Genomic DNA, 17,447 nt, shown 5'->3' with positions numbered 1-17,447 from the left:
TTATCCTTATACCAAGCCAGATAACGGCGGGAAATTATTGCGAATATTTATGCATTGAATCGCTTGCGATGATGCGCCTTTCAGCAAATTATCAATCGCAGAGGTTAAAATGATGTGACCATTTTGTACTTGCCAACCTATATCGCAAAAGCATGTATTCACCACACTATTAAGCTGAGCGGCCTTACTGTGCAGTAAACGCACTGCGGGCTGGTTGATATAAGCACTTTCCAGCGCCTGAGTGATCTGTTCAGCCGAGACGTCTTGGGCCAATTTGGCGGTAATCGTGGCTAAAATACCCCGTTTAAAATTGCCAAGATGGGGGGTAAAAATGACATCGCAGTCTAAGTGAGTCGCGATTTCAGGCTGATGGCGATGATTAAAAATGCCGTAGGCATGGAGGCTAACTTCGCAGAAACTATTGGCCATAGTGGCTTTACGACCAGCACCTGATACACCGCTCACCGCATTAATAACAGGCCATTGCTGGGCATCGAGTAAATTAGCATCGAGTAAAGGTTTAAGCGCTAGCTGCGACGCCGTTGGATAGCAACCCGGCACAGCGATAAGTTGTGCCTCTGCAATAGCGCTAGCATTCCACTCTGCTAACCCATAGACCGCATGTTCCAGCCAGTTTTTGTGTTGATGTTCAAAGCCATAGAAGTCGGTATAAAAACTATTGCTCTGAACCCTAAATGCACCCGATAAATCAAATACCTGACAACCTTCAGTTAAAAAGATTGGCGCCAGATCGTGGCTCACCTGATGCGCGGTTGCCAGTAACACTACATCGGCTTGCTGGGCAACAGCTTGCGGATCAATCAATGGTAGTAAGGGTAAATCAACAATCCCTTTTAGCTGACCATGTAAATCACTAATAAGCGTATTAGCATCAGTGCTTTGCGCTGAAACATACAAGCCTGCTAGCTGCAGTGATGGATGATTGTGGACAATTTTAGCGAGTTCCGCTCCGGTATAGCCGCTAGCACCGATGATGTGGGTGTTCAACATAATGTAAATCCATTTTACGCTTTGTTTGGAGTATCAATCTGAATAGTCAGAGAGCATGCTGGCTGAAGCAGCCAAAATATGGGGGTGCAGCAGAGGCACCAAGCGATGAGACTTAGCGTCGTCGGAGGGAGTATGAAACTAGAAGGTTCGCTTGGTTCATGTTAACAAATTCCTGCTTAATGCTATTTCTTTCGGTCTTCCTAACCCAAAGATCAAAAATAAATTATTATTCAATAAACTTGCATTTGTATGTTTACAGGTTTCTCAAATAACTGTCAACACTTCTCCGCTATTTCTTCGTTTTTTATTAACACCCCATCACTTCGTCCATTTAGTCAAAGTATCAGCTCACCACCAATGCAACAAGTATCACAAGTCGATAACGTTACATTGCACTGAAATAAATCAATTCTCCTATTTATGCTGATAAAGCACACAACAGATGTGCTAAAAGACAGGTTTATTACGGAAATTTGTTACAAAATAGCGTCGGTGACATGATAAAAATCAAAGTAGAATCGGATTTTTGCCCGCAGTTATGATGGAAGTTGACCTGAAAGCGGGATCACGGATAGATTATTGGTCAGCATTGATGCACTGGATGTAAAAAAATTACGAGATGGATGCGATATGAATGAAAAGTACAGCGCGCTAAAAAGTAACGTCAGTATGCTTGGCCATTTGCTAGGTAATACCATTAAAGACGCTCACGGTGAGCCACTATTAGAAAAAGTGGAAACCATACGGAAACTGTCTAAATCCGCTCGCGCCGGAAATGAAGACGATCGTGCCAAACTGATTGATGAGTTACAGAACTTACCGGATGACCAGTTACTTCCTGTCGCCCGTGCTTTCAGCCAATTCCTAAATTTGACCAATATTGCAGAGCAATACCACACAGTGTCACGACACTGTGATGAGCATATCTGTAGCCCAGATTCCATTGACTCACTATTTGGTAAATTAAAAGACAACGACATCAGCCAGTTTGATTCCATTCAAGCCGTTCGCGAACTGAATATTGAACTCGTGCTCACCGCGCACCCGACAGAGATTGCGCGCCGTACCATGATCCATAAACTGGTACAGATTAATAAATGTCTTTCTAACCTAGAACTCAGCGAACTTTCCGCGGCTGAACGCCAACGTGTCGAACAGCGCCTTGAGCAACTGATCGCACAAGCATGGCATTCCGATGTGATCCGCCAGCAACGCCCAACCCCGCTCGATGAGGCGAAATGGGGCTTTGCTGTGGTTGAAAACTCATTGTGGCAAGCTGTGCCTGAGTTCTTACGCCAATTTGATGACAAACTAACCAATCACCTTGGTGAAGGCTTACCGCTTGATGCTGCGCCCGTGAAATTCTCCTCTTGGATGGGCGGTGACCGCGACGGCAACCCGTTTGTTACCTCAGCTGTCACCCGTGAAGTACTGCTACTATCACGCTGGAAAGCCGCCGATCTTTACTTGGGCGATATCCAAGAGTTAGTTAGCGAACTATCGATGGTGAAGTGCAACGACCAGGTTCGCGAGCTTGCCGGTGAGGAACATGAACCTTACCGCGCTATCGTTAAACAATTACGCAGCAAGCTAACGCACACACGCGATGTACTCGATGCGCGCATTAAAGGCACTGAAGTACCTGCAGGCGCTATCATTAACGACGCTGACGAACTATGGCAGCCATTACACGCATGTTACCAATCACTGCATGAGTGTGGCATGGGCATTATCGCTGATGGCCTTCTACTTGACGTACTGCGTCGCGTGAAGTGTTTTGGCGTTCACCTTGTTCGCTTAGATATTCGTCAAGAAAGCACTCGCCACTCAGACGTCATTTCTGAATTAACCCGTTACTTAGGCTTAGGTGACTACGATCAGTGGAGCGAGCAAGATAAAGTTGCTTTCCTTGTCCGTGAACTGGCTTCGAAACGTCCACTACTGCCTCGCGACTGGCAACCGTCACCCGAAGTACAAGAAGTCATTGATACCTGCCAAGCAGTGGCAGAGCAGCCACGTGAAGCACTTGGCGCCTATGTGATTTCGATGGCACGTACGGCTTCAGATGTACTGGCGGTACATTTATTACTGCAAGAAGCAGGCTGCCCATTCCGTATGGATGTGTGCCCACTGTTTGAAACCCTTGAAGATTTAAACAATGGCGCAGGTGTCATTAAGCAACTGCTTGATATTGACTGGTACCGTGGCTTTATTCAAAACCACCAAATGGTCATGATTGGCTACTCAGATTCCGCCAAAGACGCCGGTGTGATGTCGGCGGGTTGGGCTCAATACCACGCAATGGAAGCCTTGGTCGACGTTTGTGAAAATGCCAACGTTGATATCACCCTGTTCCACGGTCGTGGCGGTACAATCGGTCGAGGTGGTGCTCCAGCCCACGCAGCACTCTTATCACAGCCACCACGCAGCCTCAAAGGCGGCCTGCGTGTGACGGAACAAGGTGAGATGATCCGCTTTAAGCTAGGCCTTCCAGATGTAGCAGTGAACAGCCTGAGTTTGTACACCAGCGCAATTTTGGAAGCGAACCTACTGCCACCACCTGCGCCGAAACAAGAATGGCGCGATCTGATGGAAGTGCTTTCAGAGGTCTCGTGTGAAGCCTACCGTGCTGTGGTACGTGGTAATGAAGAATTTGTACCTTACTTCCGTGCCGCAACACCTGAACTCGAACTCGGTAAGCTGCCATTAGGCTCTCGCCCAGCAAAACGTAACCCTAACGGTGGCGTAGAAAGCTTACGTGCGATTCCATGGATCTTTGCATGGAGCCAAAACCGCCTGCTACTACCTGCATGGCTAGGTGCTGGTGAAGCAATCCAATATTCAATCGATAAAGGCCATGAAGCGTTACTGGAAGAAATGTGCCGCGAGTGGCCATTCTTTTCAACCCGACTCGGCATGCTGGAGATGGTATTTACCAAAACCAACACCAAAATTGCTGAATACTATGATCAACGCCTAACGGATAAATCATTGTGGCCACTGGGTCAGAAACTGCGTGACCAATTACAATCTGATATTAAAGCCGTATTGAATGTCGACAATAACGATCACCTGATGGAACAAGATCCTTGGGGTGCTGAAGCGATTCGCTTGCGTAATATCTATGTTGAGCCTCTCAACATGCTGCAAGCTGAGCTGCTTTACCGTACGCGTGAGCAAGGTGAAATTTCGCCTATGCTTGAAGAAGCCTTGATGGTGACGATTGCCGGTATCGCTACAGGGATGCGAAACACAGGTTAATCTGCCATCTCTTCTAGATTTAAAAAGGCCGCATTGCGGCCTTTTTTTATACGCCTAGCAAATAAATGATAACTTTCATTGTTACTTTTATCATTTTTGAGACAAATGCCTCGTCATAATATGCATTAAGATGTTTACATCCTCTTGTGAAAGCGGATGTATCAAAACTAATTGCACTGCAAAGCAGGATAACCAAATGGACTAATGTCACAAGATGAGCAATTTATAGCTTATTCATGTGAATACTACCCCATTGAGGTATCCGTATTGAGTGTATTGATGATACTCTATGTGATCTCGATCAGGCACTGAAACAAGTTGATTATAATAACGCCAAAGAGCGGAAGGGTAAGCTTGGTTTGATCGGTTTTTTTTGATGTATTTTAACGGATAGAAGAGATGTCATTACCACACGTTATTTTAACCGTGCTGAGCACTCGCGACGCAACCGGTTACGACATTACCAAAGAATTTTCACACAGCATCGGTTATTTTTGGAAAGCGAGCCACCAGCAGGTGTACCGCGAACTCAATAAAATGGCCACTAACGATCAAGTAACTTGCCGCCTTGAACCACAAGATGGTAAACCCGATCGCAAAGTGTACTCCATTACCGATTTAGGCCGTCAGGCACTCTTTAACTGGTTCCAAGAACCAGCACGCAACCCAACCATTCGTGATGAGTTTTCGGCGAAGCTACTAGTATGTGGAGTGCACAACTCACTCCCTATGCAGCAACAGCTAGAAGCATTGATCGATGAATCACATAGCTTAATGAACCACTACCACGAGCTAGAGAAAGTACACTTTAGCGATTACAAAGCAATGAGCCGTCAAGAGCGTCTTGATCGCCTTACGCTTCGTCGTGGTATGCACAACCGTCAAGCTTGGATTGTTTGGGCTGAAGAAGTGCTAGCTGAACTAAAAGACATGGATAGCGAAGGCAGCGATATCGCGCTATAAGCTTTTCTTGTCATATCAAAAAGCCGCTATCAAATAGCGGCTTTTTTGTTGGTTGCCTATCAATTAAGGCTAAACAATAAGTCTAGGGAGCTGCTATCTCCACTTCAGCTCGCACACCTAAGGTATGACATATGGCGTAGGTGAGTTCTGCACGATTCAGGGTATAAAAGTGGAAATCTTTCACCCCTTCGCGGCTCAGTACACGGACCATATCAATCGCATTACTGGCGCCAACCATCTGACGACTTAGCAAGTCATCATCCAAGCCTTCATATTGTTTTTCTAACCAACCTGGAATTTTAACGTTATTCGCAAGCGCAAAGCGCTTTGCTTGAGTCATGTTCGATACAGGTAGAATACCCGGTACAATTTCAACATCAATGCCTGCTGCTACACAGCGGTCACGAAACCGCAGATAACTTTCAACATCGAAGAAAAACTGGGTAATCGCACGACTCGCCCCTGCATCCACTTTTCGTTTTAGATTAATCAAATCCGCTTGCGCGCTTTTAGCCTCTGGGTGGACTTCAGGGTATGCCGCCACTGAAATATCAAAGTCCGCTTCTTTACGCAATAATTCCACCAAATCCGACGCATACATATCCGGTCTGCCACCTTGAGGTGGTAAATCACCACGCAGTGCCACAATATCGCGAATACCGCTGTTCCAGTAATCGCGGGCGATGGTACGGAGTTCATCACGACTGGCATCGATACAGGTTAAATGCGGCGCAGCAATAAGGCCGGTCTGGTCTTTGATATCTTTGATGATGGAGTGGGTCCGGTCACGCTCACCGGAGTTTGCACCGTACGTTACAGAGACAAATTTCGGCTTTAACGTTTTTAGGCGGTGAATAGACGCCCAAAGGGTCTTTTCCATTTGCTCGCTGCTAGGCGGAAAAAACTCAAATGACACATTGAGGTCACCTTTAAGGTCCACAATATTTTGGTTAAGCGCATCTAAATGGCTTGCGTGAGAATACCCCATAGTTCATCCCTTCCTATCCTGGCACCGTGGCCCTGCTATCCTTAAAAGCGAACGTCTTCAAATAACCATTTAGACGTCTATATGTCTACAGAATGTCGTGATAACAATTTAATGTCAACCAAGTAATCATGAATTTTTCTCAAGTTCATCTTGCATAATTTTCACAATAAAAAAACCTGCCAAGGGCAGGTTTTAAAAGGAATAGTGCATGTTTCTAGCGATAGAATTATTGCTAACTAATCATCCTATTTAGTCAGGTTACCATCGCTATATTCAACTGCCTTAGATGATCATAGCAGTCGATTACACAATCGCCATTAATACTGAACATTATGGATAACGACTTCATCACGTCCCTAAAGCAAAGCCGCTAAGCGATTAATATCAGACAGCAACGCCCCAGCCGTGACATCACGACCCGCCCCCGGACCACGGATCACCAGCGGATTATCGCGATACCACCGACTTTCAATTGCAAAAATATTGTCACACGGCAGCAAGTTCGCCAATGCATGTTCTTTCGGTAAGGCTTCCACTCCCACGGCTGCTTTGCCTTTCTTATCAAGCCGAGCAACATAGCGCAGCACTTTTTCTTCCACATTCGCCTTCACCAATCGCTCTTCCAAGCGCGTATCGAGCTCTCCCGCTTGTTCGAAGAAGGTATCGAGACTGACATCAACCAAGGATTCAGGCACCAGTGTTTCCACTTTAACCTGCTCGGGCTCAATGCTAAGCCCTGACTCACGCGCCAGAATAACCAGCTTACGCATCACATCACTGCCGTCTAAATCATGGCGAGGATCGGGTTCAGTTAACCCTTGCTGCCACGCTTGCTCAATCAAGGCTGAAAACGGCACTGAACCATCGTACTGCTGAAATAACCATGACAAGGTGCCAGAGAAAATGCCAGACACCGCAATAATATCATCGCCACTCTCTCGTAAATCACGCACAGTGTGATTTACAGGTAAGCCCGCGCCAACCGTGGCGTTATACAACCAGTGCCGACTGGTTTTGGCAAACGCATCCTGCACCGCATGATAATCAGCACTTGATGCCGAGCCTGCCACTTTGTTTGCGGATATCAGGTGTAAACCACTCTCAGCAACCTGCGGGTATTTCACCGCTAGCTCAGCACTGGCTGTCACATCTAACACCACCACGTCATCGTATGGGTGTGCCGCTAAAGTCGACAGTAATTCACCCTCTGCATATTCAACCGCTTCATCGTTAAAACAGGTTAATGCCCGTGAAGGAGCGATACCTTCATAATCAATCCAATGACGACGACTGTCGGCCACACCGATCAAGGTAAATGTCTTACCATGACGCTTACTCAGTTGCTCACGCTCAGTTTCAAATAACTCAAGCCAGCGACTGCCTATGTTACCTTTGCCACACAGCACCAAGCCAATCCGCTTTTGGGCTTGGAATAAACTTTGGTGGACGCGGCCGATCAAGGTTTCAGGGTTCACATGGCGTAAAATAGCCACAAGACTCAAACCTGATTCAGCTTCAGCCAGAAACTCAACCGGTTGACCTTTAAGTTGCTGATAGAAACCGTGACAATGCACAGGGTTATTGACCACACCCGCTCCCACCACTGCGATCATAGTGAAACCATCACGTAACCGTAATTCAGCAGCAATACCGCTATCTTGCAGTAACCCTAAAACACCATTGACCACCTCACCCGTATAAGCCAGCAAAATACGACCTTGTTCTGGATCCACGCTTTGGGCCAGCGGTGGCAGCTGAGCTCGGAGTAAAGTGCGATCTAACTCTTTACGCACTGGTTCAAAGTCATTCGCACGTGGTACATCAAGCTCAATCAAACAAACATCATCTAGTGAGGTCACAATCTTTGCGCCACGACCAGAAGCTAATACGCGTTCCACCCGCGTCGATCCCGATTCGGGTTGATGACTGCAACGCAAAGTTAAATCTATCGTGCTCTGCGCAACGGGCTGGAGGGTACGGCTATGGAGTACAGGTGCCGCAAGACGTGCTAACTCACTGGCTTCATCAAGCCGTAATAAGGGTAGTAAGCAAGCATCTTTAACTTGGCGCGGATCGGCACTATAGACCCCTGCGACATCACTCCAAATCGTCACTCGCGCAACATCGGCCAAGGCGCCAATCACGGTTGCCGAATAATCAGAACCATTACGCCCCAATAGCACGGTTTGCCCCGTGTGGTTTTGCGCCATAAAGCCTGTGATCACAATCCGATGCTGGCTATGCTGCACCAGTTGTTGTTGCAGTAATGGCCGTGAAGCCGCGCAATCGACTTCAGGTTGTGCGGCAAGTTCAGCCCGTAAAAACTGGCGAGAATCGAGTGAACAAGCCGGTAAAGCACTCGCATTAAGCACAGCGGCAAGTAGCCGTGCAGACCACAGTTCACCGTGCCCTAACACCTTGGCACGAGTCGCCTCATCAAGGTCTAATTCACTCAATGCCGATAAGGCACTCAACTCAAGGTGAAGCTGAGTTTGCAATTCGTCAGCGGCGAGTTCAGGCAATAAATCCGTGATTAAATCTTGCTGATACTGACGTAGCTCCTGCAACACTTCATGCGCATGACGACCGTCTTTTGCCAGCAAGGCTAACCATTCTATGAGACGGTTGGTTGTTTTACCCGCCGCAGAGACCACAATCAGATCTTCGGCTGCCGAGTACTCTTGCAAAATCGTTGCAACGCGGCGATAGCACTCAGCATCTGCTAGACTACTGCCGCCAAACTTATGTAATTGACGTGCTTGTACTTGGCTCATTTATCCTACCTCGACAGCTTGCTGAAAGGCTTGTGCAAGATCGGCTACAAGATCGGTAGGATCTTCCAGCCCTACCGATAGACGCAATAATGCCGTATTGATACCCGCTTCGGCTTGCGCTTCATCTGACATCGCACGGTGTGTCATGCTCGATGGATGGGCTATCAAGCTTTCAGTTCCCCCCAAAGATTCCGCAAGCGAGAAACATTTCAGCGCTTTCACGAACACCTCAAGTTGTTGGAAACTCCCCGCCAACTCAAAACTAATCATAGAACCAAACCCTTTCTGTTGACGCTTCGCGATGTCGTGGCCTGGATGATCCGGCAAACTTGGGTGATAAATAGCCGCAACTTGGGGGTGGTTTTGTAAGAAAGCCAGCACCTGCGCCCCATTTTCTTCGTGCATCTTCATCCGTGGCACTAACGTACGTAAGCCCCTTAGGGTCAGGTATGCATCAAAAGGTGCGCCTGTTGCACCAATACAGTTAGCCCACCATGCAATGTTCTCAGCCTGCTCGGCATCAGCAGAAATCAGAATACCGCCGACGACATCAGAATGGCCATTGATGTACTTGGTCGTCGAGTGCACCACAAAATCTGCTCCTAATGCGATAGGTTGCTGCAAGACTGGTGAAAGGAAGGTGTTATCTACGGCCACCAGCGCCCCTGCGGCTTTGGCTTGCTGACACAAAGCTTCTACGTCAATCACGCGAAGTAAGGGGTTGGAGGGGGTTTCCACCCAAATAATTTTCGGTTGTCGAGCCAGCGCAGCGGCAAACGCCAGAGGATCAGATTGATCAACAAACTCAACCTTGAAGTCACCTTTGTTGGCACGGGTATTAAATAGTCGGTAAGTGCCGCCATAGCAGTCATGCGGCGCTATAATCAGATCGTCTGGGCCTAATATCGCAGAAACAAGAAGGTTAATCGCTGCCGTTCCACAACTTGTCACAACACCACCCGCACCACCTTCTAATTCTGTCAGTGCATCGGCCAACATATTGCGACTTGGGTTACCAGAGCGGGAGTAATCGAATTGCGGTACCTCACCCAGCTGTGGAAAACTGTACGTAGATGTGAGATAGATAGGTGGGACAACAGCGTGGTGCTGAGAATCGGATTCAATGCCGGTACGAACTGCAATAGTGGCAAGTTTCTTGTCACTCATATTAACCTTCCTTGTTTCGGTTTAATGCCGAATAAAATTCCTTCACCAACATTAACCATATAAAACTGGGACGTCAACACTTCTAGACGTCTATATGTCTTTGCTTATGGCGGTAAATATCGCTAAAATTCACCCAAACTTTAATTATGACTCACTGCCCTACTCGCAGTTATTTCGTATGACCCCATATTCTCTGAGGTTTTCTCAGTATAGTCATGGCATGAAATAACCTGAGCGGCGGTAAAAACAACAACGCTGAGAAGGTAAAACATGGCAGAGTGGAATGGCGAGTACATCAGTCCATACGCGGAACACGGTAAGAAAAACGAACAAGTAAAAAAAATTACGGTGTCAATTCCATTAAAAGTCTTAAAAATTCTGACTGATGAACGTACACGTCGTCAGGTAAATAACCTGCGCCATGCGACCAATAGTGAATTACTGTGCGAAGCATTTTTGCATGCTTATACCGGCCAACCGTTACCAACGGATGACGATATTCGTAAAGACCGTCCTGATGACTTACCGGCAGAAGCGAAAGCTTTGATGGATGCGATGGGAATTACTTACGAAGACATCAACGAGTAAGTTGATAACCAACAAAAAACTGACTGTGATGACAACTTTGGAATCACAGTCAGTAAATAAGGAAACACGCTACTTCGTTATCTAATTAATGGTAGCTTTTACTTTATCAGCTCTTTTACGCGGTTCGCCCTACAACCAGCGTCAAAAGAAAAATAGTAATAACGATTCCAAGTATCTTAAGTTCACGCTTTTTCATAACTCTCTCCTTGCTGTTTCTCACTCAAAATAAGTTTTCTCACCACCATGATGAACACACCGGTTAGCACTAAGTTCAGCGCCAGCGACAGCATGCTGATCGTGACAATAGGGCCACCAAAGCCATAACCTATGCTTATCATCAACACACCTGCACCTACTTCACCGCGCGGCCACATGCTGATCGACAACGCTAAACGCTCTTTCAACGTGGCTTCTTTGCGGTAACAGAACAGTGGGAACATCTTGCCGATATTGGCAATCACAGAAATGATCAACACGTGGTAAGTAATTTCAGCTAACGACATTGCTGGCATTGCCACTGTGATGCTCTCTGATGAGGAGGTTGCTACTCCCCCAAAGATTTGCGGCAAGCTCAGACCAACCAACATCATAAACACACCAGCCACAAAGCTTGATACTTGTTGATCGGCGGCGGATTCATGTTGCGATTTCATCATGCACCCCAACACGAAAGCGGGTAGCAAGACTTCGAAATGGACGCCACTGCGTAAATAAAACAACTCACACAGCAACGCAATAATGACGGAATAGCCCATCACAGCACCCGCTGACGATGGAATAGACCAAAGGTGTAAATAGCGATAACCCAGCGCTAATAAGCCAAACATTAAGACTAAAGTGACACCTAATGCAGGCTGCCAGCCCACCACTAAAATTGATAAAGGGATCATCAAGAGCACGGTATCGAGATCATCAAAGATGGCTAATACACGCGCTTTACTAAACATCCAGGTCGCCCCTAATCCCGCGGCAGCTAACATCGCAAACAGTACACCCGCAGACGTTGGCGCAGCAAAGCGGCCAATCACTAAGGTCTCTGTCCACGCGTCGACATTACTCCACATCTCTGCTGGCATAAGGACAAAAATGAAATACAGCACAACGCCAATCCACGGGAAGGTTGCCGTTGTCATTGCGACCACGTAATCCCAGCGGTATTGTTTTAAGTTGTTCTTATCAATTTCAAATTCACGACCAACATTGATCATGATGTAGGCCAGCGCTGACATGGTCAGCACCATAATGGTGGGTTGCAGTTGGCCGTAGCCGGCAATGAATGATGGTAGCAGTTGTGAGCACACTAGCCCCACCAACAGTAATGCGGAATATAGAATGATTTTTTTCACGTCATAACCTCTTGTATTACATTGCTCGTCGAAGGGTCAGCCCCCTAAAAAGAGGGCTGACAGTTGGGTTAGACGAATTTCACTTTCGTTATTTCTTTGATACCCGACAGTAAGAATGTCGGTACAGATGCCGCAATAATCACAGTCATTAGGTGACCAAACGACAGTGCTTCGGTATTAAAGATCATTTGACCTAAGCCTGTGTACATCACGCTCAGTGATAGGGTTGCAGACAAGGCTACTGCGCCTAGTAGGTACTTATTGGTGAATGGATTTTTGCGGTATAGCGTTGTAAAGCTACGCGAATCAAATAAGTGCCACAGTTGTGCAAAGATCAGCATGGCGAAAGCAACCGTCTGTGCATACTGCGCGCTATGACCCGCATTCAACGCCCAGCTAAATGCTACGTAACTCATGCCACCCAGTGCTAAACCACGGATCACTATCTTGGCGCCCAAGTTGTCACCAAAGAAGCCTTCGTTACGCTTGCGCGGTTTACGTGACATCACGTCTTTTTCTTCTGGCTCAACCCCCAATGCCAAGGCTGGTAAACCATCAGAGACCAAGTTGATCCACAAAATCATCAGTGGTGTCAGCGGCAAGATAGTCTCTGGCCCCATCATCAGAAAGGCAATCAAGATCACCGCCACTTCACCCACATTGGCTGTCAATGCCTGACGAATAAACTTGCGTAAGTTATCGAAGATCTGACGACCTTGGCGCACGGCTTTGACTATGGTGCTGAAGTTATCATCCAGCAATATCAAATCACCAGAGTCCTTCGCCACCGAGGTGCCTGCAATCCCCATCGCTACTCCGATGTCAGCGCGACGCAGTGCTGGGGCATCGTTCACACCATCACCTGTCATGGCAGGGACTTCGTTATTGTCCTGCTGCGCTTTAACAATACGTAGCTTATGCTCTGGGCTAACTCGCGCAAATACAGCGACTTCAGGACAAATGCGACGCAGTGCTTCATCGTCCATCTCATCAAGCTGAGCGCCCGTGATCACTTTATCGTTTTCAGAGCGAATAATACCGATATCGCGGGCAACCGCTGCCGCAGTAAGGGCGTGGTCACCGGTGATCATGACAGTACGAACGCCGGCATCAAAACAACTGTTCACTGCATCACGTACTTCAGGACGCGGTGGATCCATGATGCCGTAAAGGCCAAGGATGGTAATGTCGTGCTCAAGCTCGTGATGGTCACGCTCTAGATCTTCGTCGGTTAATGGACGGAACCCAACGGCCAGAGTACGCAGCGCTTGATCAGCAAACTCTTTGATTGCTTGTTGATAATTTGCAATATGCTGTTCTGCAGGGCTGGTTGCCAATGCAAGATTACCTTGCATTTCTTGCTCAGAGTGCGCCACAACCGTGCCATCAATCATAAAGCCTGATGCATTACGCAGGATCACATCGGGCGCACCTTTGACAGCAAGGAAGTGTTGGCCTGCTTTATCTCGTACAATGACAGAAGCCATCTTACGTCCAGAATCAAACGGGAATTTTTCAACAATCGTAAACTCACCCGATGCCAGCATATTGCCCTGCTGTAAGCCGGCTTTAGCCGCAGCAACAATCAATGCGCCCTCTGTTGGGTTACCACGGACGGCGTATTTACCTTTTTCTTGCAGATACTGTGCATCGTTACATAAAGTCGCAACAGTAAGGCCACGCATCATTTCAGGGCTATCTGCCACGGCAACTTGATGTTTCTGTGGTTCAAACTCCCCTTTAAGATCGAAACCTTTACCCGTCACTTTCCAGTAACGACCAGCGGCATCGTATGCTTGCATCACCTGCATTTGGTTTTGAGTCAGCGTACCTGTCTTATCCGAACAAATAACCGTAGTGGAGCCCAGCGTCTCAATCGCAGAAAGTTGTTTTGCCAAGGCGTTACTCTTCACCATCTTGGTGGAACCCATGGTCAATACAATAGATACAACTGTTGGTAGACCTTCAGGAATAGCAGCAACAGATAACGAGATACCCGTATTTAAAATTTCCAACCATGGCATACCGTGGTAGAGACCAATGGCACACACAACAGCAACCACTGATAGGGCTGCAATCATCAATGTATGCGCGATGGTATCCATGCGAACTTGCATCGGCGTCTTAGTTTCTTCAGTGTTGGTCATCATGTCGGCAATGTGGCCAACTTCAGTTTGCATTCCCGTACCAACAACAACGCCATAACCATTACCTGACGTGACAATCGTGGTCATGAACCCCATATTGACCTGATCACCCAAGCCAATGTTGTCACCATCAAGCTCAGCAATACGCTTATCAACAGGCTCAGATTCCCCCGTTAGAGCAGCTTCATCAATAGAAAGTCGATTGGCTTCAATGATCCGCACATCTGCAGCTAAGATGTCGCCAGTATTGATTTTAAGGATATCGCCGGGTACCAGTTCACGTGCTGGTATCGACAGCACGTCACCATCCCGCACCACTTGTGCATTCGGGGCAGCCATTTCTTTTAAGGCGTCCATGCCTTTTTTCGCTTTCATTTCTTGCCAGAAAGCAATCAAGGCATTAATGAAAATGATCACTGTGATAGCAATGCCATCTACATTATGACCAGTAAAGAATGAGACTAACGCCCCTACTCCTAGAATAAAAATAAGTGGATTTTTAAATTGATCTAAAAACATCGCTAGAGCAGATTTACCTTCTTGCTCTTGCAATTCATTTGGGCCGTATTTTTGTTGACGTTCTTTTACTGTTTTTGATGATAATCCAGAGCGTGTTGTTTCTAACGCTGAAAGCGTATTATCCGCTGTCTTTGTAAACCACTTTTTTCGCATACAATAATCTCCCACAAAATAAAGGCGAACGCATTCAGCCAAAATACTTGGCAAAACCTGAACTTTGTTTATCTATGACACTCAAACAGAATTGTTAAAGCGAGTTAAAATTATAATATTCACACAAATGATGAAATTATTTTCGGCGTTTGAAATACTTATTTGGGAATTTTTTTGATTATTATCAAAATTCATTCCGATATCAGTGCGAATTATTAAAAACAATGTAAACAGGTATAAACAACACCTAATAACAACCACAGCAAATACTCGGTAAAACCGAGCATTTAAAGCCAATACCTAGGTTTTAATGTGCTGAGAGCTGATTTTTGCGATTTACATCACACGTAGAGGGTCTGGGCAAACCGATGAAATTTCAGCCAGGTAATTAGTGGCGAATAGCCGCAAATAAATGCTATCATTCACTTTCACAACGAGAATTAACTCATAACTTCGGTGAATGTAAGCATCTATTTCAAAAGCTCTACATTTATTAAATATTATTTCCCTACGTAATAAATGTCTAGAAATACAAATAACCTCGTATTTTGTTTTCTATTTGTTTTAAACCAAATAGTACTGTTAATTAGGAAATGGTTATTTCAAAGACGTGTTAATTTGATCTGAATTGTAAAAACACCACCTAGCTATAACTATTTAAATAATCTTTTAGCGTTATTTAAATACCGAATATGAAAATGATCAGAATCAATTAGTGCCTAAGATTAATCCATACACTTAATGCATGGGTTAAATTTAAAACAACACGAAGATTCATTGTTCATTTTCTATGTGTTAGCAATAAGTGGGGTGGTATATGTTAGATTCTGTAATTAATACAATTGGAATGTGCTTAATCGGCGGGAAATACATGTTAATGATAATCTTAGCGGGTATGGCGTTCTTTTCTGGCGCAGCAAGCTTTGACCTACTGATGGTACAAGGCGTGCAGCCAGCAGAGTGATTCACCTCGAGAAACCGCTACGGCATTTCAGCAGGCATAAATAGCAAAAAGCCAGCAACACTGCATGCCGCTGGCTTTCGATGGTCTGTAACAGATATAGCAGGGTTACATTAACTTTCCATGTAGCCCTTAGGCATGTCAATTTGTGCAACACCCGACTCAACCGCAGCCACTGCCACTGCTTTTGCTACGCGAGGCAGCAAGCGTGGGTCCATTGGTTTTGGAATAATGTACTCTGGACCAAAGCTCAAACTTTCTGCACCCGCAGCAGCTAATACTTCAGCAGGCACAGGCTCTTTTGCTAGCTCGCGAATCGCTTTCACGGCTGCCAGTTTCATCTCATCGTTAATTTGGCTCGCACGCACATCCAGTGCGCCACGGAAGATGAATGGGAAACACAATACGTTGTTCACTTGGTTCGGGTAATCCGAGCGACCCGTACCCATGATCAAATCATCACGAACGGCATGCGCCAACGCCGGTTTGATTTCTGGATCTGGGTTTGAACAAGCAAACACTACTGGCTTATCAGCCATCAGCTTTAATGCTTCTGGTGATAATAAATCTGGGCCTGAAACACCAACAAAAATATCCGCACCTTCAATCACATCCTCTAGGGTACGCTTATCTGTGTTGTTAGCGAATAGCTGTTTGTATTCGTTGATATCATCTCGACGTGTGTGGATAACACCTTTACGGTCCAGCATGTAGATCTTCTCACGCTGTGCACCACACTTAATCAGCATTTCCATACAAGCAACTGCAGCGGCGCCTGCACCTAGACAAACAATCACAGATTCTTCGATTGTTTTGCCTTGCAGATCCAGCGCGTTCAACATACCCGCCGCCGTAACAATAGCCGTACCGTGTTGATCATCGTGGAATACTGGCACGTTACAGCGCTCAATCAGACGTTTTTCAATTTCAAAACAATCTGGCGCTTTAATATCTTCAAGGTTAATACCACCAAAGGTGTCTGCGATATTAGCCACAGTATCAACAAACTCATCAATGGTACGGTGCTTCACTTCGATATCAATCGAGTCTAAACCTGCAAAGCGCTTGAATAGTAGCGATTTACCTTCCATCACCGGCTTAGAGGCCAGTGGACCTAAGTTACCTAGTCCTAGAATCGCAGTACCGTTAGTAATAACAGCAACCATGTTGCCTTTACCTGTGTACTTGTAAACATTTTCAGCATTCTGCGCGATTTCACGCACTGGCTCAGCAACACCCGGGCTGTAAGCTAATGCTAAGTCTTCTACCGTATCGGCAGGTTTCGTCAGAGAAATAGCAGTTTTACCTGGAACTGGGTATGCGTGGTAATGAAGCGCTTGTTGGCGAAAATCTTCAGACATGATGTTCTGGTCCTGATGATAATGGGGGTAAAGATACGATGCTGAACAATTATCTGGCGTAATAAAAGTAAGCCAGCTTAGAATTCGTGCGAGCCAGATCATATTCTATAGCGAGTGAAAATCCTAGCTCAGCAAAGCTGGTCGAGCCAATCGAATTACGATTTTCGCTAACAATATTGAAAAAAGGGGTAGAAAACGTGTCACAAAT

General features: G+C 46.2%; 10 protein-coding genes. 3 read left to right on the top strand and 7 right to left on the bottom strand.

The features are described 5' to 3' along the window. Nucleotides 1-6 precede the first annotated feature (6 nt). Nucleotides 7-1,011: an N-acetyl-gamma-glutamyl-phosphate reductase gene (gene argC / locus OCU77_RS01085; protein WP_048898875.1), complete on the bottom strand. Its 1,005-nt coding sequence runs from the start codon at nucleotides 1,009-1,011 to the stop codon at nucleotides 7-9. A gap of 630 nt (nucleotides 1,012-1,641) precedes the next feature. Here argC and ppc point away from each other — a divergent pair. Both ppc and OCU77_RS01075 read left to right on the top strand, forming a co-directional pair. Continuing rightward, nucleotides 1,642-4,272: a phosphoenolpyruvate carboxylase gene (gene ppc, locus OCU77_RS01080; RefSeq protein WP_048898874.1), complete on the top strand. Its 2,631-nt coding sequence runs from the start codon at nucleotides 1,642-1,644 to the stop codon at nucleotides 4,270-4,272. A gap of 399 nt (nucleotides 4,273-4,671) precedes the next feature. Continuing rightward, nucleotides 4,672-5,235 (top strand): PadR family transcriptional regulator, encoded by a 564-nt coding sequence (locus tag OCU77_RS01075; protein WP_048898873.1) that lies wholly within the window; start codon nucleotides 4,672-4,674, stop codon nucleotides 5,233-5,235. A gap of 82 nt (nucleotides 5,236-5,317) precedes the next feature. On the opposite strand, the gene metF is transcribed toward OCU77_RS01075, so the two are convergent. The 3 genes from metF to OCU77_RS01060 form a co-directional block, all read right to left on the bottom strand. Continuing rightward, on the bottom strand, nucleotides 5,318-6,223 hold the full coding sequence (metF, locus tag OCU77_RS01070; RefSeq protein WP_048898872.1) for a methylenetetrahydrofolate reductase: 906 nt from the start codon (nucleotides 6,221-6,223) through the stop codon (nucleotides 5,318-5,320). Nucleotides 6,224-6,579: 356 nt separating this feature from the next. Further along, nucleotides 6,580-8,997 (bottom strand): bifunctional aspartate kinase/homoserine dehydrogenase II, encoded by a 2,418-nt coding sequence (locus OCU77_RS01065; RefSeq protein WP_107302830.1) that lies wholly within the window; start codon nucleotides 8,995-8,997, stop codon nucleotides 6,580-6,582. After that, entirely contained in the window at nucleotides 8,998-10,164 is a 1,167-nt protein-coding gene (locus OCU77_RS01060; RefSeq protein ID WP_048898871.1) for an O-succinylhomoserine (thiol)-lyase, read from the bottom strand. Between the two features lie 270 nt (nucleotides 10,165-10,434). Between OCU77_RS01060 and metJ the strand changes: the two genes are divergently transcribed. Continuing rightward, on the top strand, nucleotides 10,435-10,752 hold the full coding sequence (metJ, locus tag OCU77_RS01055) for a met regulon transcriptional regulator MetJ (RefSeq protein WP_048898870.1): 318 nt from the start codon (nucleotides 10,435-10,437) through the stop codon (nucleotides 10,750-10,752). Nucleotides 10,753-10,934: 182 nt separating this feature from the next. Here metJ and OCU77_RS01050 read toward each other — a convergent pair whose 3' ends face one another. From OCU77_RS01050 to OCU77_RS01040, 3 genes are all read right to left on the bottom strand, one after another. After that, on the bottom strand, nucleotides 10,935-12,098 hold the full coding sequence (locus tag OCU77_RS01050) for a hypothetical protein (protein WP_048898869.1): 1,164 nt from the start codon (nucleotides 12,096-12,098) through the stop codon (nucleotides 10,935-10,937). A 68-nt stretch (nucleotides 12,099-12,166) separates the two neighbouring features. Further along, nucleotides 12,167-14,917, bottom strand: coding sequence for a cation-translocating P-type ATPase (locus OCU77_RS01045; RefSeq protein ID WP_048898868.1), 2,751 nt, complete (start codon nucleotides 14,915-14,917; stop codon nucleotides 12,167-12,169). Between the two features lie 1,074 nt (nucleotides 14,918-15,991). Beyond that, nucleotides 15,992-17,239, bottom strand: coding sequence for a malic enzyme-like NAD(P)-binding protein (locus tag OCU77_RS01040; RefSeq protein ID WP_048898867.1), 1,248 nt, complete (start codon nucleotides 17,237-17,239; stop codon nucleotides 15,992-15,994). Between the last annotated feature and the right edge of the window lie 208 nt (nucleotides 17,240-17,447).

The sequence above is a fragment of the Photobacterium swingsii genome, from assembly GCF_024346715.1.
GTDB classification, from domain to species: Bacteria; Pseudomonadota; Gammaproteobacteria; order Enterobacterales; family Vibrionaceae; genus Photobacterium; species Photobacterium swingsii.
The sequence above is the reverse complement of the archived record's forward strand: the minus strand, read 5'-3'. Positions and strand labels throughout refer to the sequence as shown.

Coding starts and splice junctions, on each gene's coding strand:
- argC (WP_048898875.1), bottom strand. CDS start 1,011: ATGTTGAACACCCACATCATCGGTGCTAGCGGCTATACCGGAGCGGAA.
- ppc (WP_048898874.1), top strand. CDS start 1,642: ATGAATGAAAAGTACAGCGCGCTAAAAAGTAACGTCAGTATGCTTGGC.
- OCU77_RS01075 (WP_048898873.1), top strand. CDS start 4,672: ATGTCATTACCACACGTTATTTTAACCGTGCTGAGCACTCGCGACGCA.
- metF (WP_048898872.1), bottom strand. CDS start 6,223: ATGGGGTATTCTCACGCAAGCCATTTAGATGCGCTTAACCAAAATATT.
- OCU77_RS01065 (WP_107302830.1), bottom strand. CDS start 8,997: ATGAGCCAAGTACAAGCACGTCAATTACATAAGTTTGGCGGCAGTAGT.
- OCU77_RS01060 (WP_048898871.1), bottom strand. CDS start 10,164: ATGAGTGACAAGAAACTTGCCACTATTGCAGTTCGTACCGGCATTGAA.
- metJ (WP_048898870.1), top strand. CDS start 10,435: ATGGCAGAGTGGAATGGCGAGTACATCAGTCCATACGCGGAACACGGT.
- OCU77_RS01045 (WP_048898868.1), bottom strand. CDS start 14,917: ATGCGAAAAAAGTGGTTTACAAAGACAGCGGATAATACGCTTTCAGCG.
- OCU77_RS01040 (WP_048898867.1), bottom strand. CDS start 17,239: ATGTCTGAAGATTTTCGCCAACAAGCGCTTCATTACCACGCATACCCA.